Annotated in this window: 21 protein-coding genes, 1 tRNA gene and 1 pseudogene; 4 read left to right on the forward strand and 19 right to left on the reverse strand. The window is 65.5% G+C overall.

The features are described from left to right. Positions 1 to 30: 30 nt before the first annotated feature. The 4 genes from PD653B2_RS00910 to PD653B2_RS00925 are packed head-to-tail and all read right to left on the reverse strand — an operon-like array spanning position 31 to position 4,552. Positions 31 to 1,683, reverse strand: coding sequence for an FAD-binding protein (locus tag PD653B2_RS00910; protein WP_085870447.1), 1,653 nt, complete (start codon positions 1,681 to 1,683; stop codon positions 31 to 33). A 49-nt stretch (positions 1,684 to 1,732) separates the two neighbouring features. Then, positions 1,733 to 3,229 carry an aldehyde dehydrogenase family protein gene (locus tag PD653B2_RS00915; protein WP_242665071.1) on the reverse strand — a complete coding sequence of 499 codons (1,497 nt, stop codon included), beginning with the start codon at positions 3,227 to 3,229 and terminating at the stop codon, positions 1,733 to 1,735. Between the two features lie 58 nt (positions 3,230 to 3,287). Next, positions 3,288 to 3,611 carry a NifU family protein gene (locus tag PD653B2_RS00920; protein WP_085870448.1) on the reverse strand — a complete coding sequence of 108 codons (324 nt, stop codon included), beginning with the start codon at positions 3,609 to 3,611 and terminating at the stop codon, positions 3,288 to 3,290. Next, positions 3,608 to 4,552: an amidohydrolase family protein gene (locus PD653B2_RS00925; RefSeq protein ID WP_207559296.1), complete on the reverse strand. Its 945-nt coding sequence runs from the start codon at positions 4,550 to 4,552 to the stop codon at positions 3,608 to 3,610. Before PD653B2_RS00925 ends, PD653B2_RS00920 begins: the two co-directional genes overlap by 4 nt. A 291-nt stretch (positions 4,553 to 4,843) precedes the next feature. Between PD653B2_RS00925 and PD653B2_RS00930 the strand changes: the two genes are divergently transcribed. Then, the gene (locus PD653B2_RS00930; protein ID WP_165763278.1) at positions 4,844 to 5,524 is read left to right on the forward strand and encodes a GntR family transcriptional regulator; all 681 of its coding nucleotides are present in this window, start codon (positions 4,844 to 4,846) and stop codon (positions 5,522 to 5,524) included. A 44-nt stretch (positions 5,525 to 5,568) separates the two neighbouring features. On the opposite strand, the gene PD653B2_RS00935 is transcribed toward PD653B2_RS00930, so the two are convergent. Further along, entirely contained in the window at positions 5,569 to 6,411 is an 843-nt protein-coding gene (locus tag PD653B2_RS00935; RefSeq protein ID WP_133058920.1) for an ABC transporter permease, read from the reverse strand. 1 nt (position 6,412) lies between these two features. On the opposite strand from PD653B2_RS00935, the gene PD653B2_RS24555 reads away from it, so the two are divergent. Continuing rightward, positions 6,413 to 6,607 (forward strand): hypothetical protein, encoded by a 195-nt coding sequence (locus PD653B2_RS24555; RefSeq protein ID WP_133058919.1) that lies wholly within the window; start codon positions 6,413 to 6,415, stop codon positions 6,605 to 6,607. A 17-nt stretch (positions 6,608 to 6,624) separates the two neighbouring features. Here PD653B2_RS24555 and PD653B2_RS00940 read toward each other — a convergent pair whose 3' ends face one another. The 12 genes from PD653B2_RS00940 to PD653B2_RS00995 all read right to left on the reverse strand — a co-directional run bounded on the left by PD653B2_RS00940 (position 6,625) and on the right by PD653B2_RS00995 (position 20,139). Beyond that, positions 6,625 to 8,187: a sugar ABC transporter ATP-binding protein gene (locus PD653B2_RS00940; protein ID WP_085870452.1), complete on the reverse strand. Its 1,563-nt coding sequence runs from the start codon at positions 8,185 to 8,187 to the stop codon at positions 6,625 to 6,627. Between the two features lie 85 nt (positions 8,188 to 8,272). Continuing rightward, positions 8,273 to 9,697 carry a sugar ABC transporter substrate-binding protein gene (locus tag PD653B2_RS00945; RefSeq protein WP_133058918.1) on the reverse strand — a complete coding sequence of 475 codons (1,425 nt, stop codon included), beginning with the start codon at positions 9,695 to 9,697 and terminating at the stop codon, positions 8,273 to 8,275. A 450-nt stretch (positions 9,698 to 10,147) separates the two neighbouring features. Continuing rightward, complete coding sequence (locus PD653B2_RS00950; protein ID WP_345775735.1) at positions 10,148 to 12,097, reverse strand: FAD-dependent oxidoreductase; 1,950 nt, start codon at positions 12,095 to 12,097, stop codon at positions 10,148 to 10,150. Between the two features lie 42 nt (positions 12,098 to 12,139). Then, positions 12,140 to 12,901 (reverse strand): SDR family NAD(P)-dependent oxidoreductase, encoded by a 762-nt coding sequence (locus PD653B2_RS00955; protein WP_085870455.1) that lies wholly within the window; start codon positions 12,899 to 12,901, stop codon positions 12,140 to 12,142. Positions 12,902 to 12,939: 38 nt separating this feature from the next. Next, on the reverse strand, positions 12,940 to 13,692 hold the full coding sequence (locus tag PD653B2_RS00960) for an SDR family NAD(P)-dependent oxidoreductase (RefSeq protein ID WP_085870456.1): 753 nt from the start codon (positions 13,690 to 13,692) through the stop codon (positions 12,940 to 12,942). A gap of 22 nt (positions 13,693 to 13,714) precedes the next feature. Then, a complete protein-coding gene (locus PD653B2_RS25980) occupies positions 13,715 to 14,065 on the reverse strand; it encodes a carboxymuconolactone decarboxylase family protein (RefSeq protein ID WP_085870457.1) in 351 nt (116 codons plus the stop codon). Continuing rightward, the gene (locus tag PD653B2_RS00970; RefSeq protein ID WP_085870458.1) at positions 14,062 to 15,021 is read right to left on the reverse strand and encodes a dihydrodipicolinate synthase family protein; all 960 of its coding nucleotides are present in this window, start codon (positions 15,019 to 15,021) and stop codon (positions 14,062 to 14,064) included. Before PD653B2_RS00970 ends, PD653B2_RS25980 begins: the two co-directional genes overlap by 4 nt. After that, a complete protein-coding gene (locus tag PD653B2_RS25985; protein ID WP_085870459.1) occupies positions 15,014 to 15,364 on the reverse strand; it encodes a NifU family protein in 351 nt (116 codons plus the stop codon). The genes PD653B2_RS00970 and PD653B2_RS25985 overlap by 8 nt, the downstream gene beginning before the upstream one ends. Then, on the reverse strand, positions 15,357 to 16,364 hold the full coding sequence (locus PD653B2_RS00980) for an amidohydrolase family protein (protein WP_085870460.1): 1,008 nt from the start codon (positions 16,362 to 16,364) through the stop codon (positions 15,357 to 15,359). Before PD653B2_RS00980 ends, PD653B2_RS25985 begins: the two co-directional genes overlap by 8 nt. Positions 16,365 to 16,427: 63 nt before the next feature. After that, the gene (locus PD653B2_RS00985; protein ID WP_085870461.1) at positions 16,428 to 17,486 is read right to left on the reverse strand and encodes a sugar ABC transporter substrate-binding protein; all 1,059 of its coding nucleotides are present in this window, start codon (positions 17,484 to 17,486) and stop codon (positions 16,428 to 16,430) included. Positions 17,487 to 17,509: 23 nt separating this feature from the next. Then, entirely contained in the window at positions 17,510 to 18,478 is a 969-nt protein-coding gene (locus PD653B2_RS00990) for an ABC transporter permease (protein ID WP_165763280.1), read from the reverse strand. A gap of 110 nt (positions 18,479 to 18,588) precedes the next feature. Then, positions 18,589 to 20,139 (reverse strand): sugar ABC transporter ATP-binding protein, encoded by a 1,551-nt coding sequence (locus tag PD653B2_RS00995; protein ID WP_165763281.1) that lies wholly within the window; start codon positions 20,137 to 20,139, stop codon positions 18,589 to 18,591. Positions 20,140 to 20,438: 299 nt separating this feature from the next. On the opposite strand from PD653B2_RS00995, the gene PD653B2_RS01000 reads away from it, so the two are divergent. Next, a complete protein-coding gene (locus PD653B2_RS01000; protein WP_085870464.1) occupies positions 20,439 to 21,599 on the forward strand; it encodes a glycerate kinase in 1,161 nt (386 codons plus the stop codon). A gap of 433 nt (positions 21,600 to 22,032) precedes the next feature. Here PD653B2_RS01000 and PD653B2_RS01005 read toward each other — a convergent pair whose 3' ends face one another. Further along, positions 22,033 to 22,215 (reverse strand): hypothetical protein, encoded by a 183-nt coding sequence (locus PD653B2_RS01005; RefSeq protein ID WP_133058917.1) that lies wholly within the window; start codon positions 22,213 to 22,215, stop codon positions 22,033 to 22,035. Between the two features lie 397 nt (positions 22,216 to 22,612). Here PD653B2_RS01005 and PD653B2_RS25505 point away from each other — a divergent pair. Continuing rightward, positions 22,613 to 23,534: pseudogene (locus PD653B2_RS25505) on the forward strand (IS481 family transposase); the annotation flags it as partial. Between the two features lie 172 nt (positions 23,535 to 23,706). Here PD653B2_RS25505 and PD653B2_RS01015 read toward each other — a convergent pair. After that, positions 23,707 to 23,789 (reverse strand) — tRNA-Leu (locus tag PD653B2_RS01015). Between the last annotated feature and the right edge of the window lie 158 nt (positions 23,790 to 23,947).

Consider the following 23,947-nt stretch of genomic DNA (forward strand, 5'->3'; position numbering starts at 1 on the left):
TCCTGGCGCCCGCCCCGTCCGTGTGTGCCCTCAGGCTCGCGCCGTCGGCCTGACCGACACGTTGCCGTCGTCGTCGAGCGTGGCCACGAGGTTGCAGAGCCACTCGACGTCGTCGCGCTGCGGAAAGTCGACTCGCCAATGATCTCCGCGGCTCTCCTCGCGAAGGCGAGCGGACTCGGCGACGGCCATGGCGACACGGGTACCGCGAAGCAGGAACGTGTCCTCGTCGGCGCCGGTCAGCTCGCTCTGGATCTCGGACAGCTCGGCCACCGTCTCCGTGAGGGCCGCACCCGTGCGAAGGATCCCGCACCCGTGATCGAGGGCCGTGCGGATCCTGGTCATAAGTCGTTCCGAACGGGCACTCTGGGGTGCTGCGAGTACGGCTGGGCGGGGACTCGCCGGAGCGACGCTCGCCCCCGGTCCCGCGTCCAGACCGCACCGCGCGGCATTCTGGCCGGCGATGGCACCTCCTGCTACGACCTCCATGCCACCGCCCGCCGCCAACCGATGGGCACCGTGCGCTCCCGCCGCGACCTCACCGACGGCGAACAGGCCGGGCACGGTGGTGGCGCCCGTGGAGTCGATCTTCACTCCACCCATCAAGAAGTGCTGGGCCGGACTGACCTCGAACTGCGCGGCGCTCGCGGACACACCGTACGAGCGCAGGGCTTCCTTCACCTGGACGTACCGGTCGACGACCTCGGGGTCCATCTCCCGGATGTCGTAGAGAACACCACCTGTGGGAGTCCCGCGACCCTCCATCACCTCGCGCACCATCGCGCGGCAGATGATGTCCTTGGTCAGTGGCGAGCCCAGGTCGAGGAACTCCTGGCCGAGCCCGTTGCGGATGCGCGCACCCTCGCGGAGGACGGTCGTCGGAAGATCGTGCCACGCAGCACCGGTGTCGCGGCTCGTGACGAAGGGCTCGAAGGAGACGAACTCCATGTCGGCCAGCTGCGCACCCATCTCCAGCGCCATCGCCTGGCCGGTGCCCACGCTGCCTCGGGGATTGGTGGTGCGGGCGAACAGCTGTCCAGCACCACCGGTTGCCAACACCACCGCGGCGGAATGGACGACCAGCCAGCGTCGTTCCCGGGGAGAATAGACGAGGGCCCCGGCAGCGCGGCCGTCGTCGTCCCGAAGCAGGTCCACGGCCTTGGCGCCGGCCAGGCGGACGAAGTTCCCCTCGGACGCGCTGAGGACCTGCAGCAGCGTGCGGGCCACGTCGACCCCCACGAGGCCGAGCGTGTAGACGGCACGCGTCGAGGTGCTTCCCGCCGCCTGACGCCTGGCGAGATGCTCTCCCGCGCGATGGAAGGGAACGCCCAGGCGTTCCAGCTCAAGGACCTCAGGTCCGATCCGCCGCGCGAGTGCCGCCGCCACCGAGGGGTCGTTGACGTAGCCGCCGGCACGGTACATGTCATCGAAGAGAGCGGCTGGTGAGTCGTCGGCGTCGTACCCGAGAGCGGTGTTCATGCTGCTGATCCGGTCAGAGGCACCGCTCGAGCCGCTCAGCAGCGCCACCCTGGCGCCCTCCGTCCTTGCCCGGTACGCCGCCATCAGACCCCCGACGCCGCCGCCGACGACCAAGACGTCCACGGACAGCTCCTCGGGGGGCGCGATCGAGATGTCGCCGGTCGCGGGCTCGTCCGCGGCCTCCCAGCTCTGGGCGAAGATCGACACTTGAATCCCTTTCTTGTTCACATCGCTGAGGTCGCGCAACCTCCAGCATTCACATCTCGAGATTGACCGTGACTGTCTTCACCTGCGTGAAGCTCTCCAGCATTCCTTCCAGGGAGTACTCGCGCCCGAGACCACTGTCCTTGTATCCGCCATAGGGCTGACCAGGGAACTGCCCGAGGGCTTGATTCACCTGAACGAATCCGGCTTCCAGATCGTTCGCCGCCCGGAGCGCGCGGCCGACGTCGTGGGTCCACACGTAGGCCGCCAGGCCGTAGTTCGTGTCGTTGGCCAGGCGCATCAGCTCCGCCTCGTCCGACCATGGTGTCGCGATCAGCACGGGTCCGAAGATCTCTTCGCGCATGAGCCGAGACGACTGCGCAACGTTGGCGAAGATCGTGGGCGGGACGAAATAGCCGCTCGAGAGCGATCCGTCCGTTTCGGGCATGCCTCCGGTCAGCACCTCCACCTGGCTCTCGTGGAGGCCTTCGGAGATGTAGCGGCATACGGTCTCGAACTGCTTCTTGTTGTTGATGGCTCCGATGTCGGTGTCATCGTCGAGAGGATCGCCCACACGCATGCTGGCCACCTTCTCGACGAGCCGGTCCAACACGCTGTCGAAGACGGACTCATGCACGAAGAGCCGAGACCCGGCGACGCACGACTGCCCCTGCCGCGTGAACCTCATGCCGGTCACGATGCCGGGGATCAGTCGAGGATCGTCCTCCGCGTCGGGATAGACGAGCACCGGGCTCTTGCCCCCGAGCTCCAGCGACACCGGCACCACTCGGTCTGCCGCCGTCCGCATGATCTGCTTGCCCACCGCCGTGGATCCGGTGAACGAGAGCTTGTGAACCAGGGGGTGTTGCGCCAGCGGAGCACCGCACTCCTCCCCCAGACCGGTGATCACGTTGAGCACGCCAGGGGGGAGGACCTCGTTGCAGAGCCGCCCCAGCATGAGAACCGCCAGCGGTGCGTCCTCCGCCGCCTTGAGCACCATGGTGTTTCCGCTCAGCAGCGCGGGAGCGATCTTGACGGCCGCCAGGAGAACCGGGCCGTTCCACGGAATGATGCCGCCCACCACGCCCAGCGGCTCCCTGCGGGTGTAGCAGAGCACGTGGTTTCCCAGCGGGATCGTCTCACCCTTCAGCTCACCGCCGAGGCCGCCGAAGTAGCGGAAGACATCCACGGCGGTCCTGATCTCGGGACGAGACTGAGGCGAGATCGCATTCCCCGTCTCCCGCGCGAGAACACGGGCGATCTCCTCCGCGTGGAGCTCCAGCAGGTCAGCGACCGCGAGGAGCATCCGTCCTCGCTCGCGACCGGGAACATCCCGCCACTGCTGGAACGCCTGATGGGCACTCGACACGGCGACATCGACGTCGACCGCGGATGCCCGGGGAACTGATCCCACGAACTGCCGAGTCGCCGGATCCTCGACTTCGAGCGTCCGGCCGTCCTCCGCGGCTTGCCAGCTGCCGCCGATGAGCATGAGTTCGTCGATCCGCTCGGCCCTGGGGCCGGAGTCGGAGGCGATTGCAGTATTCACAGCGTCTCCAGTGTGGTGAAGGTCAACAGGGCGGACCGGACGAACGGCTCCGGTCGCTTCACTGCTTCGGGGTCCGGGCCAGCTCGCCGACTAGCCGGGCGACATGAGGAGAGAGGTGGGCATGTCCGCAGCTGACCTCGGCGACGCCGGCGACTCCGGCGACGGCGGGCTGCACGACCGCGGAGTACGTGAAGCCCAGGGCTGGGCATCCCCGACACGCACCCACGAACTCGAGCGACACCTCACCCTCGGGCGTGAGCTCGAGAAGCCGCAGGTCGCCCCCGTGCGAGCGCAGCCGCTGACGGACCTTCTCCAGCTCCGTCTCGACGTTGGCGGCAACGGTGTCCTGGGCGAGGACGGACTGGCCGGCCGCCGTCGTCACCGTGCTGTCCCGGCACGCAGCTTGTTGATGCGTTCGTCCAGGTCCACGCCAAGGGTGCGGATCATGTTCTCGCCCAGGATCTTGCGTCGAGTGTCCGCGGTGATCGGAGGGTAGCCGTACTCGTCCTGAAGGCTCTCGGGCATGTCCAGGTTGGCGATGAGGTCGATGTACATCTGGACCCCCGGCCACAGGAATGCGTCGGTCCCGTAACAGAGACGGTCTTCCCCGACATGAAGCAACGCCTGGCCCAGTCGGTGGAGCATGGGCGTGGGCTGGACGAAGTACTGGTTGAAGAGCAGGGGGAGGACCAGGACCACGTTCTCGAAGCGTGCCGCGATACTGATCGTCTCGTCGACGTAGGGGTCGCCGAGATGATGGATTCCGAAGGTGAGGTCGGGGAAGTCGTAGGCCGCCTGCTGGATGTCGTTGGGGCGAAGGTGCTCCACGCGCTGGCGGCCCAGCGGGAGGCCCTTGTGGAACTGGACGAGCTTGATCCCGAGCTCCTGGGCCTTCTCGAACAGCGGATACGCGAGCTGCATGTCGTCGGCAGACCACCAATTCCGCATCGTCTGCGCCTGATAGAACTTGAAGCTGACCGCGCCCATCTCCGTGGCCTGCCGCTCCATCTCGTCGAGGGCCCCGCGGATGCCCTGATACAGCGGGTCCACACCGCCGCAGAACAGATACCGGTCGGGAGCCGACTGAACGAGCTCGTACGCCAGGCGCGCGGGCGCCATCCCGTCCTTGAACAGGGAGAACAGCGGGACGGTCTGCACCATCGCGAAGTCGGTGTCGGACTCCTCGAACAGGACGCGATTGGCCCACTCGATCTCGGCTGGTCGTTCCGCCGCCTCGTGCGAGACCCGCTGTCCGCGCTTCGCCGTCCCATCCAGGTCGGCGTGCGTCGCCTCGCGAAGGAACCTCGCGTCGTCGTGGATCATCACCTCGTTCCGGAAGTCGTGAACGTGGACGACCGAATCGAAGACGACGGCTCCGTCTTTCATGTGAACTCCTCTCGGCCGCGCGCTCCGTTCCGGCTTGCGAGGGTCCGGGCGTGTCACGTCGACCGATGTCCGGGGCGAGTGAAGATTGCTGACAGTCTACAGTCGCTCTCTCGACCTGTCTAGCGTCGGCGCGCACCGTCGCCGCGTCGGCGAGGACCTGTAGACTGTTAATTTAGAGCGTGTTGAGGCGCACAGCCTGGTGGAGGAAGAGTGGCGGGAATATTGGGTGTGAGCGATGAGCGGCTGGCGCAGCAACCCCCGTTGCGCGACCAGGTGCGGCTGCGTCTCGAGGCGCTGATCATCGACGGGACCTACGACGCGGGCGCCCATCTGGTGGAGACCGACATCGCCGCGAGGCTCGGAGTCAGCCGGGGCCCCATTCGAGAGGCCCTGTACCACCTGAGCCTGCACGGGTGGGTGGACCTGCGGCCTCGGCAGGGAGCGTTCGTCCATCGACCCTCGGTCGATGAGGCGCAGCAGTTCTTCCACGTGCGAGAGCTCCTCGAGTGCGACGCAGCTTTCTTGGCCGCTCAACACTCCGACCCCTTGGTCATCGACGAGATGCGGCGGGAGATCAAGGCAGCGCGCGCGTCCTTGAAGGCAGGAGCGCAACGAGAACTGGTCGAGAGCAACGCGTCGTTCCACCGGCTCGTGTACGAGCTCGCCGACAACCTCATCCTCAAGGATCTGACGAGTCAGCTGACCAAGAAGCTGAGCTGGTACTTCTGGCCCATGGCGATGGAACGTCCGCGCGAGGCGTGGAATGAGCACGAGGCACTCGTCAACGCTTTCGAAGCCGGGGATGCGCACCAGGCGATGGAGATCATGCGGGCCCACGTGAGAGCCACTCAGGATTGCTACTTCCGGTGGAACAACCTCGTCGACCCGGCCGCGAGCGTCCGCGCCTGACCGAGGTCGAGCGTCAGGCACGCTCCCTCGACCAGGCCGACCACTCACTTGATGGCGGCCATCTCCGACCTCTTGATGGTGACGATGACGGCGCAGATGATCACACTTCCCAGGGCGATGTTCTGGTAATAGGGGTCTGCGCCGATGATGATCAGTCCGTTGGTGAGGACTTCGATGATGACCACGCCGACGATCGTTCGAGCGGGTCCTCCGACACCTCCGTTGAGCGAAGTGCCGCCCATGACGATGGCCGCGATGGCCGTCAACAAAAACGGCTCGCCCATGTCAGGGGATGACCCGCCTGCGCGCGCGACCAGCATGAGGCCACCGAATCCGGCCAGGAGCCCTGAGAAGACGAACATCCACACCTTCGTCCTCTCAACGGGCTGGCCGGCCAGCTTGGCGACCTTCTCGTTGCCCCCGATCGCATAGACCCGCCGACCGAACACCGTCCGGTAGGCAAGGAACGCCGAGACGGCGATGGCGACGACCATCCAGAGGAGTCCTGCAGGAATCTGGCCGATCGGCTTGCCGTTGACGGCCTCGCTCAGCGACGGGTAGTTCAGCGACACGAAGTAGCCGCCGGTGATCTTCGCGGCGATGCCTCCGAAGATGAACATCGTGCCGAGGGTGACGAGGAACGACGGCAATCGGACGTACGCGACGAGGATGCCATTGACGAGTCCGCAGAGGGCACCCACGAGCACCAGCAGCCAGATCGACGACGTGTGTCCCTGCTGGCTCAGGTGCGCCGCCAGTACCCCCACGATCGTGGCCACTGCTCCGACCGAGAGATCGACACTTCCGGCCACGACGACGAGAGTTGCCCCCAGCGCAATCACCATCAGGATCGAGGCACTCTGCGCCATCACGAGGATGTTGGTCACGGTGAGGAAGTTCGCCGACTGGGTGGTGAAGAAGGCCAAGAGCGCCACGAGCGCCGCGTACGGGACCAGCTGCCGGACGGCGGGGCGCGGCAGCCGGCTCGCCCTCGAGCTGATCGCGGCGTGCTCGGGAGGCCGCTCGCTGCTTCGGTCAACCGGGGTGGAGACGTGGGAGTTGGTCAAGGAAAGCTCCTGCTGAATAGGGTCTGGCGCGAACTACACCAGTGCTTTGACGATGTCTTCCTCAGACGGTTTCGCTCCCGCGGGCGACAGGGTCTCCTGAGTGACGACGCCGCCTCGCATGACGACGATGCGGTTGCTCAGACCGATGAGCTCCGGCAATTCGTCGGTGATCATGATGATGGCAACGCCACGGTCCGCCAGGTCTCGCAGCAGCTGGTAGATCTCGTGCTTCGCTCCGGCGTCGACGCCGCGGGTCGGGTGGTCGAGAATCAGGACCGTCGAATCTGCCACGAGCGAGCGCGCCATGACGACCTTCTGCTGATTGCCGCCGCTCAAGTCCGCCGGCTTTACCGTGCAGTTGGGCGCTCGGATCGCAAAGCGCTTCATGGCCTGCGTTGCAGTCGCTCTCTCCTTGGTCCGCGACAGGATGAACCGCCCTGTTGTTGCAGACTGCCGGAGCGCAGACAACGTCATGTTCAGATCGATCGGCAGATAGAGAATGATGCCTTCGCTGTGGCGGTCCAGCGGTACGTATCCGATTCCCTTTCCGATGCGCTCGCCCACGGATGAATTTGTGACGTCGTGGCCGTGGATCCCGAGGGTGCCCGAGTCGATCGGCGACAGTCCGGCGAGAGCACGGCCGAGTTCCGACTTGCCCGACCCGGTCACCCCGCCAACTCCGACGATCTCGCCCTCATGGACTTCGAAGCTGACGTCCTGAAAGGCGTTCTTCACCGACAGGTTGCGCAGCTGGATGCTCTCGCGTCCGAAGCTAGAGCGTTGTCGGTCCTCGCAGTAGTAGTTGTGGGCGCGCGCACGTCCCACCATCGCAGCGTGCAGATCAGCCTCGTCGACGCTCCCGGTATCGGTCACCTCGTCCACGACGCGCCCGTCCTTCATGACATAGACGCGGTCGCTCAGCCTGAGAACTTCGTCCAAGCGGTGTGAGACGAGCAGGAAGGACGCCTCTTCGAAGGTCGCCTGAGTTCGCATCCGGCCGAGCAAGGAGTAGAACGCCTCGAGGTCGTCATGCGTCATCGCGGCGGTTGGCTCGTCCAACAGGATCAAGGGCGACCGGATCTCGAGAAGCGAAGCGATGGCAAAGGCTCGCACGATTTCTACGAGTTGGCGCTCGCCCCATGACAGGCCGCCGACCAAGGCGCCCGGGTCGATGGACCGGCCCACGAACTCTTCCATGTGCTGACGCGCCAGAGCTCGCATCCGGCGTCGATTGATCGTTCCTGCACGCGAGAACAGGTTCTCGTGCCCGAGGTACATGTTCTCGTACACGCTCAGGTTCGGCAGGAGCGCCTGTTCCTGGTAGATCCGGAAGACCCCGGCGAGATTGGCCTTGTGAAAGCTCCAATCCCGCTGGGGGACTTCGTGTCCACGCAGTCGGATGGTGCCAGCGTCTGGCCGGATGAGTCCGGACAGGACGCTGAGGACGGTCGACTTGCCTGCCCCGTTCTCCCCAGCGAGCCCGACGAACTCGCCCTTCCCGACCTTGATCGAGACTCCATCAAGGGCACGCACCACACCGAACGTCTGCGTAGCATCCTGCAGCTCAACAATGAGGTCCTCATGCACCTCGACCATGGGACCGCCTTTCTGTCAGGGTTGCGCTGCCCGCACGGCGACTCGCCACCCGGTACTCAGCTTCTCTTCACCGCACGTTGGGTGCTCACGCCCACTCAGGCGGGGTCGTGTAGGGAGCGGGCACCGTGGGAGGCAGCGGCAGCGTGTAGAGGATCGGCTCCTGGTAGTTCGAGAGCTCCTGCACCGGCTTGAAGAAGTGGGTGTTCGCCTCGGCGTAGCGCTTGTTGAGGCGCTCCGCGTTCTCCGGCTTGATCGATTCCAGGTACTCGGCCGGAACGTTGTCCGGAATCTGGCTGGGAGCTTCGTAGTTGTCCAGAGCCTGGGTCCAGCCACCCGGCGCCCACTCCCGGAAGGGATCCAGCACCACGATCTCCCACGGGACCTGCCAGTCGTCGGGGTGATAGAAGCGGGAAGCCGCCTTCGCGTCGTAGGGCGGCTCGTCTCCGACCGTCCCCACGAGCTCCTGCATCTTGCGTGCCGCATCCGGGGTGTCGATGAAGACGTCGCCCACGACGATCAGCGACTCCGCCGGGTCGTACTCGACTCCATTCGCTCGATCGAACGTGCGGACAGCCATGTACATCCCGTTGAGATCGCACCGTGCGGCCGACGTGCAGAAGGCGAGCCCGTCGTCGTCGGCGATCATCTGGACGAACTCGGGGTCCCCGTCCACGCCGGTCACGAGGACGTTCTTCATGTGAAGAGACCGGAGGGCGGTGACGGCGCCGGCGCCGATGGAGTCGTTGTTCCCGAAGATCGCACGGGCGCTGGGATGGGCCTGGATCAGCTGCTCAGTGACGGTCGCCGCGGTCACGCGGTCCCAGTTGGTGAACGCCTCGGCGATCACGTTGATCCCCGGATACTCCGCCAGAGCAGCGTTGAATCCGTAGGTCCGCATGGTCTCTCCCGCGAATCCGGGGGTGCCCTTGAGCTGGATGATGTCGCCCTCGCCGCCCAGTTTCTCGAACAGGGCGCGGGCGGTGTGGTAGCTCTCGTCACAAAAAGGGCCGAAGAGCTGGCCGACGTTGAAGCCCTTGTACTTCGGCTCCACCGGAATCGCCCAGGGGATCATGCTCGACATGGAGTGGGCGTAGACGCCCTGGTCGGCCAGCGTGGTCATGAACCGGTCCCAGATGGCGTCGTCGGCCAGCCCGCTGACGAACTCGTCCAGACCGCTGGCGCCAGCCAGCGATGCCTGCTGCAGGCACTGCTGAGAGTTCGACCCGTCGAAGCCCTGCGACTTGGCGCCCTGTCCCAGCGCCTTCCATGCGGCCATGGCTCCGACGCTCATGGACTGCAGGCACGTGTTGTTGAGGACGTACTGGGCCATGCCGTTGCGGCCGGCGACAGCTGCCGCGTCCTTGCCGTCGCCGGTCGGCTCAGTTCCGTCTCCCAGGCCGCATGACGCCATCGCAAGACTGAGTGCGGCAACGGACGAGCTGGCCATGAAGCCACGGCGAGAGATGGGGTGCATTGCGAGCGGGCTGCTCGGAATCTGGTTCGGTGCCACGTCGAACTCCTAGTCCATCCGAGATTGTTGACCGTTAACAATCGGGACGTTAACGCACTATGTCGGCAGCGTCAACAGGTTCGTCGGCGCATTACCTGTCGATGTCGAAAGTCCTCGAGACGGGGCCGCGGACGGCGCAATCCCCACCTCTGCTTGGGCATTGGGCTGAGGCCGAGCCGGTCGGATGGGAGCCTTTCGACCGGCCCGCGCCTCGGGTCGTAGATCGGTCAGCGGACGGGCGCGGGCCCTCCCACCCGTGCGGGCCATCAAATGGGGCGACGCCGCCCACTTCCCGCCGTGGCGATCCGGGCGCGTGTCCACGACGTGCGTTCGCAACCGGGTCGTCGCGCTTCGGTGCAGCGACGTCGCGCGCGATGGCAGGGCTCCTCCGCCCACGCCGCACGAGCCAGCTCGGCTCACCGCGTCAGGCGTCCGTGGCCCAGCGCGAGCTCAGATACCGCTGCCTTCCAGAATCGCCGCCGCGGCATCGCGGGGCACCAGAGCGTCACCCACCACCATCGTCCGGTAGCCCCTCGAACGCAGCTGCTCCACCAGAGCGCCACCCTCGGACTGCCGTTCCGTGCTGATCAGGACGGCGTCCACCCCCAGCTCGGTGGTGTGCGGGCCGAACACCGATTGGACGACGATCCCCTCCTGCGTCACCTCGATCAGTCGATGATCAGGCAGCACCCTCACCGGATGGGGTGCCAGATCGCGATTCAGCTTGAGTCGGGTGGCGGAGTCCAACCGGCTACCGAACATCGGCTCCGGGGTGACGACCACCACCTCCCGGGCACCGCGGGCGAAGGCTTCCAGCGCCGAGAACCAGAGTGCGACGGACGGATATCCCTGATCCACCACGGCGACACGGCCCTCGACGGGCGCCCCAGCCGCGAAGTCCTCCACGGTGAAGACTGGGAGACCGGAGCCCACGTCCGGGGAGAACGAGGCTGCGCCTGCAGCGATCACGACGAGGTCGGGCTCGAGACTCGCGACGAGCTCGGCATCTGCTTCGGTGTTGAGCTTCACCTCCACACCGAGGCGGGCGACCTCACGTTCAAGCCAGTGGAGGTACGGCTGCCAGCCCGAGCGGCCGCCAACGCTCGCTGCGAGTGCGAGCGCGCCCCCCAAAGTCCCGTTCTTCTCGAGCAGCGTGACGTCGTAGCCGTCCTCAGCCTTGACCCGGGCCGCCTCCAGTCCCGCTGGGCCACCGCCCACCACGACGAGACGCTTCCCGACGCTCGAACGGCGGACGCGGTGCTCGCCGAACCCCGCGAAGGGGTTGACCACGCAACTGACCGGGATGTCGCGCTCGGAGTGGCCCAGGCACAGCTGGTTGCAGGCGGTGCACGGGCGCACCCGCGCGCCATCACCGCTGAGAACCTTGTTCGCGAAGTCGGGGTCCGCCAGCATCTGCCGAGCAAAGCCGACCACGTCGGCCTTGCCTTCGCGCACGATCGTCTGGGCGTAGTCCGCGCTCGTCAGTCGTCCGAAGGCGATCACGGGGAGGGAGGTCGCAGCCTTCACCGTTGCCGTTCTCTCGACGGCGTACCCCTCCGAGAACGCCATCGGTGCGATGACGCTGTCGAGGCTGGCGATGATGCCCTCGTCGGCACTGATGTAGTCCACGAGCTGCGATCGTTCGAAGATCTGGCTGAATGCGATGCCATCTGAGAGGTCCCACCCGCCCTGGACGCGCTCGTCGATGTCCAACCTGACGCTGAGAGCGATCTCGTCGCCGACCTCGGCCCGGATGGCCCGATAGATCTCGAGGATGTAACGCATCCTGTTCTCTGCGGATCCGCCGTACTCATCCTCGCGCGTGTTGGCGAGGGGTGATAGGAACTGCCTCAACAAGCCGTCGTGCGCGACTTTGAGCTCGATCGCATCGAAACCGGCCTCCGCGAAGTTCTTGGCGGCCGCCACGTGCTGCTCGAGGATTCTCGCCATCCCCGCGCTGTCCAAGGCGAGGCACTGCTGGCGCAGCACGGGGTCGGGTACAGCGCTGGGCCCCACCAGGGGCGCACGGCTGTAGGACGTCGAGCCTTCGTTGCCGTAGTGGACCAGCTGGCCGGAGATCTTGGCCCCGTGCTCGTGCACTGCGTCGATGATAGCCGCGTAGCCGGGGACGCACGCCGGGTCGCCGGAGTGGACGAGGGAGTGCACCGAACGTGCGTCTGGAGAGATCACCGAGCTCTCCAGGCAGATGAGCGCAGCTCCGCCTCGTGCCCGCGCCGCGTAGTACTCACGATGCCGAGCGTTCGGCAGGAAGTCGGGGCGGGCAGCCCACATGAGGCCGTGCGGAAGCATGGCGATCCGGTTCTTCAGATGCATGGGACCCAGGTCGATCGGCGTTGCCAAGGTGATCGGCTGGGCCGTCGAATCTGATGTAGAAAGCAAGATCTACTCCTTTATACAAACAATTGCGCTGGGACGAGGCTTTCAGTCGACCCAGAGGCCACCGTTCACGCCGATCGACTGGCCCGTGATGTAGCCGGCGTGAACATCGCTTGCAAGGAAGAGAACGGCCCCCGTCAGATCCGCGGGGCGACCGGCACGCCCCATCGGCACTCCCGAGGCCATGGTCTGGAACGCCGACGGTGTGGTGTTGGCGTGGAATGCCGTATCGATGAGCCCCGGTTCGACGCTGTTGACGCGGATGCCATCAGCCACTACCTCCTTGGCCACACCTCGACTGAAGGTCGTGAGCGCACCCTTGGATGCGGCATAGACCACCGCGTTACCGGCGCCCCCTGTTCGCGCAGCGACAGAGGAGATGTTCACGATGCTCCCGCCCCCGTTGGCCCTGAGGTAGGGAATGACCGCACGGGTCATGGCGAATGCGGAGCCAAAATTCAGCTGCACGACGTCGCGGAACAATGCGTCATCGGTGTCTTCGACGGGCGACCTCCGGATCAGGCCCCCTGCGTTGTTGATCAAGACGTCAACACCGCCCGCCAGCTTCACGAAATCCTTCACCAGGTTCGACGGAGCCTCGTCCGCCGTGAGGTCCGCACCCAGGGAGAAGGCAGCCAAGCCCCTGGCCGTCAATCGCTCGACCAGTTGGTCCGCGTCCTCGCGGCCCTGGTGGTAATGGACGCCGACCGTGGCGCCCGCCTCGGCGAAAGCCTCGGCGACTGCGGCGCCGATACCCTTGCCGCCGCCGGTCACGAGAACCCGGGAGTTGGTGAACCGGATGTCCATTTCTCATGTGCTCCTTTGGATGAGATGACTGAGAGTGCTCACGTGGTCGTCCACCCGCCGTCGAGCATGATCACTTGACCAGTGAGGTAGTCGGATGCGGCGGACGCCAAGAAGATCAGGAGGCCATCCACATCTTCGGGTCTGCCGAACCTGCCCAGCGGGATGCGAGAGAGCAACTGCTCTGTGCGCATGGAGTCACCGAGGATCCACTCGCTGGTCATGCTCGTGTCGACATACCCGGGAGCAATGGCGTTGACGCAGATGCCATATTGACCCACTTCACGGGCCAGACTCTTCGTGTAGAGGGCGACCGCGCCCTTGGTGGTGGCATATGCGGTCCGGCGGTCGAGCCCCGTCACCGAACCCAGGGAGCCCAGGTTGATGATCTTGCCCCGGCCTGCCTGGATCATGGCCGGCAGCAACGACTGGGTGATGCCGACCGTCCCCCGAACGTTCACGTCCCACAGCACGTCCAGATCCAGGAGAGCCATCGTGGTGATGTCTTGTCTCTTGATGATCCCGGCGCAGTTGACGAGTACGTCGGGTGCTCCACCATCGAGCGTCACTTCGGACAATCGGGCCCGATCCGATTCCGAGGTGACGTCGCCGACGACTACGGTGGCCCTGCACCCCACGTCGAGGAGCTGCTCTGCTGTGTCCTCGAGCCGCTCAGCATGAATGTCGAACAGCACCAGCTCAGCACCACTGGCGGCCAGCGCCAACGCGCAGGACCTTCCGATTCCGCCCGAGGCCCCGGTGACCACAGCGCGTGATCCCTTCAGGTCGAACATGCTTCGCTCCGTCTTCTGCGCGCTATTCCGGGACAACTGCTTCTCCGTCTGTCACTCGCTGGTGGATCTCGTCAACCGAACGCAGCGCGTCGACCACCCACTCCAGAGTCGCGGACGCACCGAGCGTGAGAAGGACCGCCTGGCGCACCTCGTCGACGTCACATCCCGATCGCAGTGCTCGCTCGCAGTGGAGGGCAAATGCACGCGGCTGTCGGGTTGCTGCGTATGCCCCGAGCAAGACCAGCTCTCGGATGCGAGGACTCAGGGGTCCGTCCAGCTCGACGGTGCGACGAAACTGATCTCGATATGCGTCAGCCACCTCGGGGAATCTCTCGGAGAGATACTCCATTGAGGACCGGTTGTCTCCTGTCATCGGAGATCGCCGCCCGGGGGGAGCTTGCCGATGTCCTCGAGCGTCGGCACCCACGTGGCGAGCCGGTCGAGTTCTTCCCTCCCCAGCGGGAGGAGCGGCTCCCGCACGATGTCGCTCTCGATCCTGCCGAGCATCTTCGACACTGCTTTCATGCGAGTAAAGCCGTCAGCAATCGGGGACGCGTAGAACTCCTTCGTCAGGCCATGGAGTGTGAGCGCGAGGCCTCTCGCCCGGTCCAGATCGCATGTCGCAACGGCGTCCACCAGAGCGACGTGCAGTTCAGGAACGAGGCTGCCGTGACCTGAGAGGATGCCGTCCGCTCCCAAGACCAGGGTGGGCAGCAGCGAGCGGCTGTGGCTCGACAGCAGGCTCACGTGCGGGTGCTCCTCCCGCAGGCGCCGCAGGGTGCCCTCGTACACGAAAATGTTGTTCGACCACTCCTTGACGGCAACGATCTGCGGCACCTCGTGACAGAGCGAGATGATCGTGTCGGTGGACAGATGGACCGGCGACGAGCTGGGGTACACGAACGCCACGACGGGCAGCTTCGACGCCTCGGCGATGGCCTCGTAGTAGCGGAACGCCTGCCGAGGGTCATCAGCGATACCGAACTCCCACACCTCCGGCGGGAAGACGAGGACCGCGTCGGCGCCTTCGTCTGCCGCCATCGCGGCCAACCCCCGAGCCTGACTCGTCGAGTGGGCGTAGATGCCCGCGACCAGCGTCTGGTGCTCCGACACGACCTCGCGCGCGGCCGTCAGCACGAACTGCTGTTCGGCGTGGCTGAGCGAGGCCACCTCGCCGGCATGGCCGTTGACCGTCACGCCCGCAACGCCGGGGACGCTCGCGAGATAGGTGAGGTGCGCGGTGAGGTCACCCTTGCTGATCCTCGCGTCGGTGTCGAAGGGCGTGAGCGCGGCCGGGATCACGCCCGTGATGGTCTTCTGGTCAGCCATGTTGTGCTCCTTCCGCTCCGTGGTGATGGCAGTGCGAGTCCGCGCTTTGAAGCGAGAGCACTCGTCGTGCGACGTACTTCGAGACGTGAGCTCCCGAGACGCTCACCTTGTCGACGCCTGGGATCGCGCGGAGGGTGGGCTCGACCACCGCCGTGAAAGTGAACGTCGCTGCCGGACAGCCGCGGCACGCACCCAAGAACTCGATCCCAAGGTCACCCTCATCGAGGCTGACGAGATGGAAGTCCCCCCCGTGTCCCCGCAAGCGGCGACTCAGGTCGACCACCTCGGGACGCCTGGCGACGGCGGATACGTCATGGGGTGCCGACTCAGCCGGATCAGCCATTGCTCGTCAGACCCGCTCGAGCCGCCATGGCCGGAAGATCCAGTCCCAAGCCCTCGGCGAAGTTCTTCCCCATGATCTTTTCGCGTGTTGCTTCGGTGATCTCGGGGTAGCCGAACTCGTCCTGCAGCTGTTCGGGGAACTGCAGCGTCGCGAGCAGGTCGATGTAGAGCTGGACCTTGGGCCACAAGAAGGCATCTGTGCCGTAGCAGAGCCGATCTTCGCCCACCATGAGCAGCGCCTGCCCGAGCCGATGGAGCATGGGCGTCGGTTGGACGAAGTACTGGTTGAACAGCACCGGCAGCACGAGGTAGATGTTCGGAAAGCGCGCCGCGATGTTGATCGTCTCGTCGACGTAAGGATCGCCGAGGTGGTGAAGTCCGAAGTTGAGGTCCGGGAAATCGTAGGCCGCAAGCTGGATGTCGTTAGGACGGAGCGTCTCGACGCGCTGCCGCCCGAGCGGCAGGCCCTTGTGAAACTGAACCATCTTCACGCCGAGTTCCTGCGCCTTCTCGAAGAGAGGGTAGGCCAGTTCTCGGTCGTCGGCCGTCCACCAGTGCCGCATCGACTGCGCTTGGTAGAACTTGAAGCTCGTGGCGCCCCATTCAGCGACCTGTCGCTCCATCTCGTACAACGCACCGCGCACGCCCTGGTGGATCGGGTCGACACCCCCGCAGAACACGAAGCGCTCCGGGTTCGACGCCGCGAGCCGGTGGGAACCAGCGGCGGGCGCCATCCCGTCACGAAAGACCCCGAACAGAGGGATGGTCTGGACCATGGCGAAATCGGTGTCAGAGTCCTCGAAGAGGACCTTGTTCGACCATGCGATGTCGGGTGGCCTCTCCGTCGCCTCTACGGAGATTTCCTGACCATTCCTACGGGTACCCTCGATATCGGCCCGAGTGGTCTTCTTGAGAAAGTACCCATCATCGTTGATCAACATCTCGTCGCGGTAGTCGTGCACATGCACGACGGCGTCGAAGACGATTTTCCCGTCCTTCACGTCGCTCCGTTCGTCGCTTGCGTTGGGTGACCAGGGTGTGGCGTGGCGGTGCCCCGAACGAAGTCAGGGCTTCTCGCCGATTCCGTTCATTCCGAAGTACTCGTCGACATTGGACTTGTCGATGAGGGGGTGGGCGATCCCGATCGTCTTGTCAACTGGCTCCCCCGCACAGACCTTGGCAGCTGCCACGAGGCCGTGCAGTACGGTCTGGGGATAGGGGATCGTGAACTCCACCGTCTCCTTCTTGATCTCCGTCATGATGGGGTCGTGGGCGTCCATGGCCGCCACCTTGACGTCGTCTTGGCCGCTCTCCTCGAGCGCGCGCACGATGCCGAGCGCCATGACGTCGGACTGCGTTACGATCCAGTCCAGCCCGGCCGAGCCTTCCTTGGTCAGGAGGTTCTGAGTGACGTTGTAGGTCGTGTCGGTCTGGTTGTCGCCGTTCACCTGGGCGACGACCTGGATCCCGGGGAAGGGCTCGACAGCATCCATGAACCCATCGGTCCGCTCGCCGAACTCGGTCACACCGGGAGTGCCGTACACGATGGCCACCCGTCCCTCTTCACCCATGCGCTCGGCAACCGCTTCGCCCTGCTGGACGCCCATGTCGTAGTTGTTGGGCTGCACCGTCGTGGTCACCTCGGTGGGCACCTTCCGGTCGACCGAGACCACCTTGACGCCCTGGGCCTGGGCGGCCTCGACGGCCGGGGCCAGCGCCTCGGTGTCGGCAACGCTGATGATGATCACGTCGACGCCCTTGGCCACGAGGGTGTCCATCTGGCTGGCCTGCAGGACCGGGTCAGAGTTGGCGTTCGTGGTGCTGGCCTTGACGTTCGGGAACCACTTGTTCACGCGGTCCTCGAACAGGCTGATGAGTTCTGCGTTCGACGGGTTGCTCGTGGTCGGCGACATGGCCGCGATCGAGCAGTCGATGGACGACGGGTCGGCCTCGAGCGTCAGCTGGTCCTTGCACTCGGAATCGCAGAACTTGCCCATCCCCTCCTGGATCTCTTCGATCGTGTACGCGCTCTTCTTCTCACCACCGCTGTCACTGCCACCACAGCCCGCCGTAGCCAGACCCACGGCCACGGCCGCCCCAGCTACTAGGATGTGCTTCTTCATGTCGTGCACCTCTCGGTAAGGTTTCAAGCCACAGTGGATTCACTGAGCTTTGCCTGCCGCCGCAGCCGCCCGAATTCGACCGAGGCCAGAGCGACCGCGGCGATAATGACCGTGCCGCGGACGATGTAGGCTTGGTACGGTCCCGCCCCGACCAAGACGATCAAGTTGGCGATCGTCGCAAGAATGAAGGCGCCGGCAACGCTGCCCCAGATGTTGCCCTTCCCGCCCATCAAGCTCGTGCCACCGATGACGACGGCCGCGATCGCATCCAGGTTCGCCAGCGCACCCGCAGTCGGGACGCCGACCGACAGAGTGGCTGTCGTCATGATCCCCGCGAGCGCCGCGCACAATCCACTGATGACATAGACGGTCAGAAGAACGCGGTTGACGTTGATTCCGGAGAGTCTCGCCGTTTCCGCGTTGCCGCCCACGGCATAGACGTAGCGGCCGAAGGGGATGTAGCGAAGGACGGCCCAGGCGACGATGGCCAGGGCCACGAAGACGATGAATTGACCAGAGAGATCACCGACTCCACCGCGCCCGAGGAACCGGAGCAGCTCGGAGTCCTTCTCGTAAGTTACCTGCTGGCCGTCCGACAGCGAGAGCGCCACGCCTTGCCCGATGGCGAGCGTGCCCAAGGTGATGACGAACGGCTGCACCTTGAGGAGGACGATTCCCAGACCGTTGATGAGGCCGATGAGCGCTCCGACGCTCAAGGACGCCACGAGCGCAATCAGCAACGAGGTCTCACTTGCCAAGAACAGCGCAAACGTCACGGTGGTCACTTGCAGGGTCGAGCCCACCGAGAGGTCGATACCGGCCGTGACGATGACGAAGTGCATGCCGAGCGTGATCACTCCCACGATCGCCATCTGCTGGAGGACGTTCAGGAGGTTGCGAGAGCTCAGGAATTCCGGAACGAAGAAGATCGACAGCACCAACAGCAAGAGGCCCAAGAACACCAAGACCTTGTACCTGTTGAGGAACTCCATCAGGGGTGAGGGTCGGTCCACCTGAACTTCTGTCGCCGTTCTCTGCGGCATCGTCTCTGTATCCGTCGGCATCTCGCTTGACCTTCCTGTCCGACTCGTTATCGGTCGCATTACGACTCCGTTCCGGATGCGAATCGGAGAATGTTGTGCTCGTTGATCTCGTCTGCCTCCAGATAAGCCGTCATCTCGCCGCGGTGCATGACGACGACCGAGGAGCACAAGCTGGTGAGCTCCTCGATCTCGGGGGAGCTCACGATCACGCACATGCCTTCGTCGGCAAGCTGCTTGATCACCGTGTGAATCTGCATCTTGGCCGAGATGTCGACGCCTCGCGTCGGCTCACTGAGAACCACCACCGAAGGGGCCGACGCCAGACACTTGGCCAGAACCACCTTTTGCTGGTTCCCGCCGGAAAGTGCCGTGATCGATGACTCCACGCGACCCTCGGGCAGCTTGATCGACAGACTGTCGCGGTACGCCTCGGCGATACGACGCTCGTCACCCCGCGCAATGACGCGCGGTGCGGTCTTGACGGTCTGGCACATCGAGATGTTCTGGGCCACGCTGAGATTCGCGAAGATCCCTTGGGTCTTTCGGTCGACCGGCACGAAAGCGACGCCTGATCGCAGTGCCTGCGACGGGGTCCGCGGTCGATAATCTTGACCCTGGATCTTCATCGTTCCGCCGGTCAGCGGCTCAGCGCCGACGAGCGCCCGGCAGAGGTCCGACTGTCCCGACCCACGCAGCCCGGCCACGCCGATGACCTGCCCAGCGCGCCCGCTGAAGGAGACGCCGTTCACCTGCTGCGTCGCCAGGTCGCGCACTTCCAACGCGTACGTCCCGGTCGGCGTGACACGCGCCGAGCGAGCCGCGTCACGCGCCGGCGACGTCGCTTGAGCCCGTCGCCCCAGCATGTTGGCGACTAGGTCGTCCGGGGCCGCGTCCTCCATGCGCCCTGACGCCACCTCACGTCCGTCCCGGAGAACGACGAAGCTGTCGGCGACTCGATAGAGCTCCGACAGGCGGTGCGAGACGAAGATCATGCTCGTCCCGCGGGCCTTGAGGTCGTCCATGAGGCGGAAGATTCGTTCCGAGTCGTCTGCATCTAGGGCAGCGGTGGGCTCGTCCAGAATGAGGATCGACGGCTGATGCCTGACCGCCTTGGCGATCTCGACGATGTATTGTTCGGCCAAGCTCAGCCGGCCCACCGCGGTGTCGAGCGGAACCTGCACTCCGAGCTCGTCCAGACTTGCCGCTGCGCCGCGCCGCACGCTCTTCCACTCAATGAGCCCAGCTCGTCTCGGATAATCGCCGAGAAAGAGGTTCTCCGCGACCGTCATATCCGGTTGGAGGCTGAGCTCCTGGTAAACCGTGGCCACGCCAGCAGAGTTCGCCGATGACGGCGAGTCGAGGCTCACATCTTCGGAGTTGATTCGGATTCGTCCTCCGTCACCTGACACCGCTCCACTAATGATCTTGAGAAGCGTCGACTTGCCGGCGCCGTTCTCACCGACGAGCGCGAGCACCGACGACCGCCCCAGCTGGAGCGAGACGTCGGACAGAACCGTGACCGCTCCGTACCGCTTCGTCAGGCCGATCGTCTCCAGCACCAGCTGTCTCGACTCGTTCCGCGCGGGCGGTTGCGCCAATCCTGGCTTCACGGTGGCTCCTCGAAGTACAAAGTTCGGTTGCTGGAAAGCGGTCCGGCGGGGTGTGTCGTGTCGGCTGTCCTGGTCGAGCAGCCGCGGGGTGCAGGTCCGGCCGTGAAGCGTCCTCCTGTGATGATCGTGCGTCGAGCGGCCGTGTCGTCGCGCTTGCGGGGAGAGCACCCCCGCGGGGGTGTGACGGAGACCATACTCAGCCCTCGGCGGTTAAGTCAACGGTTGCGCAATCGGTTGTTCTAGACTTGGCTGGACATCTGGAGAGTTCGCCTCCCGGGTTCCGCCCGGGACTCGACGCGATGGATACGGAGGTCTCAGGGGTGCGGGACGTGACGCGAGTGGTGCTGGCGCCGGACAAGTTCAAGGGGTCGCTGTCGGCAGTCAACGTCTGCGCCGCGCTGAGCCTGGGACTGGGCGATCTGGGCGACGCCGTCTCGGCAGCGTCTCTTCCCGTGGCCGATGGTGGTGACGGCACGGTCGACGCCGCGCTGACCGCGGGCTTTCGACGGGTGCCGATGACCGTCTCCGGCCCCACCGGGGCACGCCATGACACCTACTTCGCCATACGGGACGATCTCGCGATCCTCGAGCTGGCGACTGTGTGTGGGCTGCAGCGCCTCCCGGACGGGATCCTGCGTCCCATGACGTCGACCACCCGAGGCTTCGGTGAGGCCATTCTCTACGCGCTCGGGATGGGCGCGCGCACCATCGTTCTCGGGGTCGGGGGGAGCGCGAGCACCGACGGTGGAGCCGGCATGCTGCAGGCGCTCGGGCTGCGCGCACTCGACGCCCATGGCACCGCAGTGCGCGACGGAGCCGTGGGCCTTGGCGATGTGCGGATGATCAGCGTGGCTGAGCTCGCTCCGGAACTCAGGGAAGCCAGGTTCGTCTTGGCCTCTGATGTCGACAACCCTCTGATCGGACCGGATGGCGCAGCGATTCGTTACGGCCCTCAGAAGGGGGCCAGCGCTCAGGAGATCGTGCGCATGGAGGACGCGCTCGAGGCATGGGGCGAGGCGGTCGCCGGGACCGTCGGGTTCGATGCCCGGTACATGCACGGCGCCGGGGCGGCGGGTGGCGTCGGGTTTGCCGCGCTGTCCGTCCTCCAGGCAGAAGCACGTCCTGGTATCGAGCTGATGCTGGACCTCCTCGGTTTTGACGAGGTCGTCCGAGGTGCCGACCTGGTGATCACTGGAGAGGGATCCCTCGACGCCCAGAGCCTCCATGGCAAGGCACCCGTCGGCGTCGCCCGCGCGGCCGCCAGGGCAGGCGTCGCCACGATCGCCGTCTGCGGCCGGCTGGAGGCGAGTCTGGCTGAGCTCAATGACGCTGGGATCAGACGCGCCTACTCCCTCATGGAGCTGGAACCGGACGAGGAGAGGTGCATGAGAAACGCGGCGAGCCTGCTCCGCGAGCTCTGCTCGACAAGGCTCCGGGCGGATGTCGTGCGGTCGGCCTGACTCGCATCCCAGCGACCGCCCGGTGCCTGTGCCGACCAGCGCAGACGACCGAGAACGGGTGGGGTGCAACCACCAGGGTCCGGTTGCCTCCGGTTGCCTCCCGTTTCCTCGTTCCGTGCGCCCCAGGGGTGAACCAGCCGTATCCAGTTGGCTCAGCTTCCGCCGGCATGGCAACCGTAGTCGACGGGCATCGTCGGAGTTGGTGGCGGCTCGCTCGATGAGCAGGTTCAGAGAAAGCTCTGGAAGCCCGCACGCGGCAACCCCATGGGACACCCCTGCGGGTTATCCAGCCCTGCCACTCTGGTGGCGCGCGCACGCGGGTTCGATCGGTGACACTTCATGCGCCGACCCCCACCTAGGCCGAGGAAGAACAGTTGGATGGCAGCGACCAGCGCGAGGCGAGCGAGTACGCGACGGCGGCCCGCGAACACGTCTACGGCTTCAACCGCGCCACGACGGCGTATCCGAAGACTCCGTAGATCAGGCCGTGATAGTTCGCCTTCGTCTTGAGTGACCGGTCCCAATCGATCAACCAGTCCTTGAGGTCTGCCTCGGTGATCGCGGTCACCGGCTTCGTGAAGATCAGCGAGCCTCGGATCCTGGTCTCTTCAAGCACGCGGAGGTGGCCCAATTCCGCTTGCGCTGGCCGGACGAGCGGTCGACGATCTGGCGGACGTACTCCTCGCCGATATCAACGAACCGCGGCGGCTCAGTTAGCGGATCCGCCTCGCCGACCGGCCGGACGAAGCCCTCGCCCTTTACCCAGCCGGCCGGCCACCGCTGGCCAGCAGCCTCCACCATCTTCTTGAAGCCGTCGGCCCGTGCGAGGTTCTGCGCGTCGGTGCCAGCACTGAAACCTCGAGCTTTATCGCGCCGTCACGGGAGCCTCCTAGTTGTGATGCCCAGTTACGTTGGTCGAGATCGTGCGATGACGCGATCTGAGTTGTAGATGGGTGAAGGCCTCCCGGTGTGGAGTGGAGCTGTTGACCGCTCCGCCACCGAAGGAGGCCTTCATGTCCCACGCTACCCACGCCAACGCTGCCTTGACCCCACGTGCCCGCCTGCAGATGGCCAAGCTCATCGCGGAGGACCAATGGCCACCAGCGCGTGCCGCCGAGCGCTTCGACGTGTCGTGGAGGACTGCGAGGAAGTGGGCCGACCGATACGAGCCGAGGGGCCGGCAGGCATGCTCGACCGGTCCTCACGCCCGCACCACCAAGCCAACCGGACCCCGGCCTCCGTGGTGCGAAAGATCGTGCACCTGCGGTGGAAGCAGCGCCTGGGTCCGGTCGAGATCGCCGATCGGCTCGGGATGCAGTCCTCGACCGTGTACGCAGTCCTTCGGCGGTGCCGGCTCAATCGGCTCACCCACATCGACCGTGCCACCGGTGAGCCGATCCGACGCTACGAGCACGAGCGTCCCGGTGATCTGATCCACGTTGATGTAAAGAAGCTCGGTCGTGTCCCCCACGGCGGCGGCTGGCGTTACACCGGCCGAGAACAGGGATGGTGCAACCGTGCGGCCACCGCGGCTCGAACGGGCGCCGCCAACAGCAAGTACTCCAAGCCGCTGATCGGGACCTGCTACCTGCACACCGCGATCGACGACCACTCACGTGTCGCCTACGTCGAAGCACGCGACGACGAGACGAAAGAGACCACGGCCGAAGTCCTGCGCAACGCCGTGGCGTGGTTCGCAGAGCGCGGCGTCACCGTGCAACGGGTGCTGTCCGACAACGGCGGGGCCTATCGGTCGTACCTGTGGCGCGACACCTGCGCCGAGCTGGCATCACGCCGAAACGCACCCGGCCCTACCGGCCGCAGACCAACGGCAAGATCGAGAGGTTCCATCGGACTTTGGTCGATGGCTGGGCGTTCAAGAAGTTCTACAACTTCGAGTCCGCCCGGTTGGCGGCTCTGCCAGCATGGATCCACTTGTGATGCCCAGTCACGTCGAGATCCGGCCGTCGGTGCGGCGTCGCTTCTCTATGTATGCCATGTCCAAACCTCTCCGAGTAGAGGCTGGTGCACCCTTCGTGCGCCCTTGGGCGTTCAGGCTAACTCCGGAAATGAGTAAAGCCCCAGGTCATCCCCGGGGCTACTCACGTGCGCGAGGGGGGATTTGAACCCCCACGCCCTTTCGGACACTGGCACCTGAAGCCAGCGCGTCTGCCGTTCCGCCACTCGCGCGTGAAGCGGGCTAACGGTATCCCAGCGCGCTGGTTTGTCCCAAACCGGGCCCGGGGGGTCGGGTGGGCGTCCCGCACCCCCTCTGACGACCCCGTTACGATCGGTCGCAGCCCGGCCGCCGGCCGGGGTGGCACGCGCTGCCGTCAGCGGTTCGACCG

The organism is Nocardioides sp. PD653-B2 (assembly GCF_002117935.1).
Taxonomy (GTDB): Bacteria; Actinomycetota; Actinomycetes; order Propionibacteriales; family Nocardioidaceae; genus Nocardioides.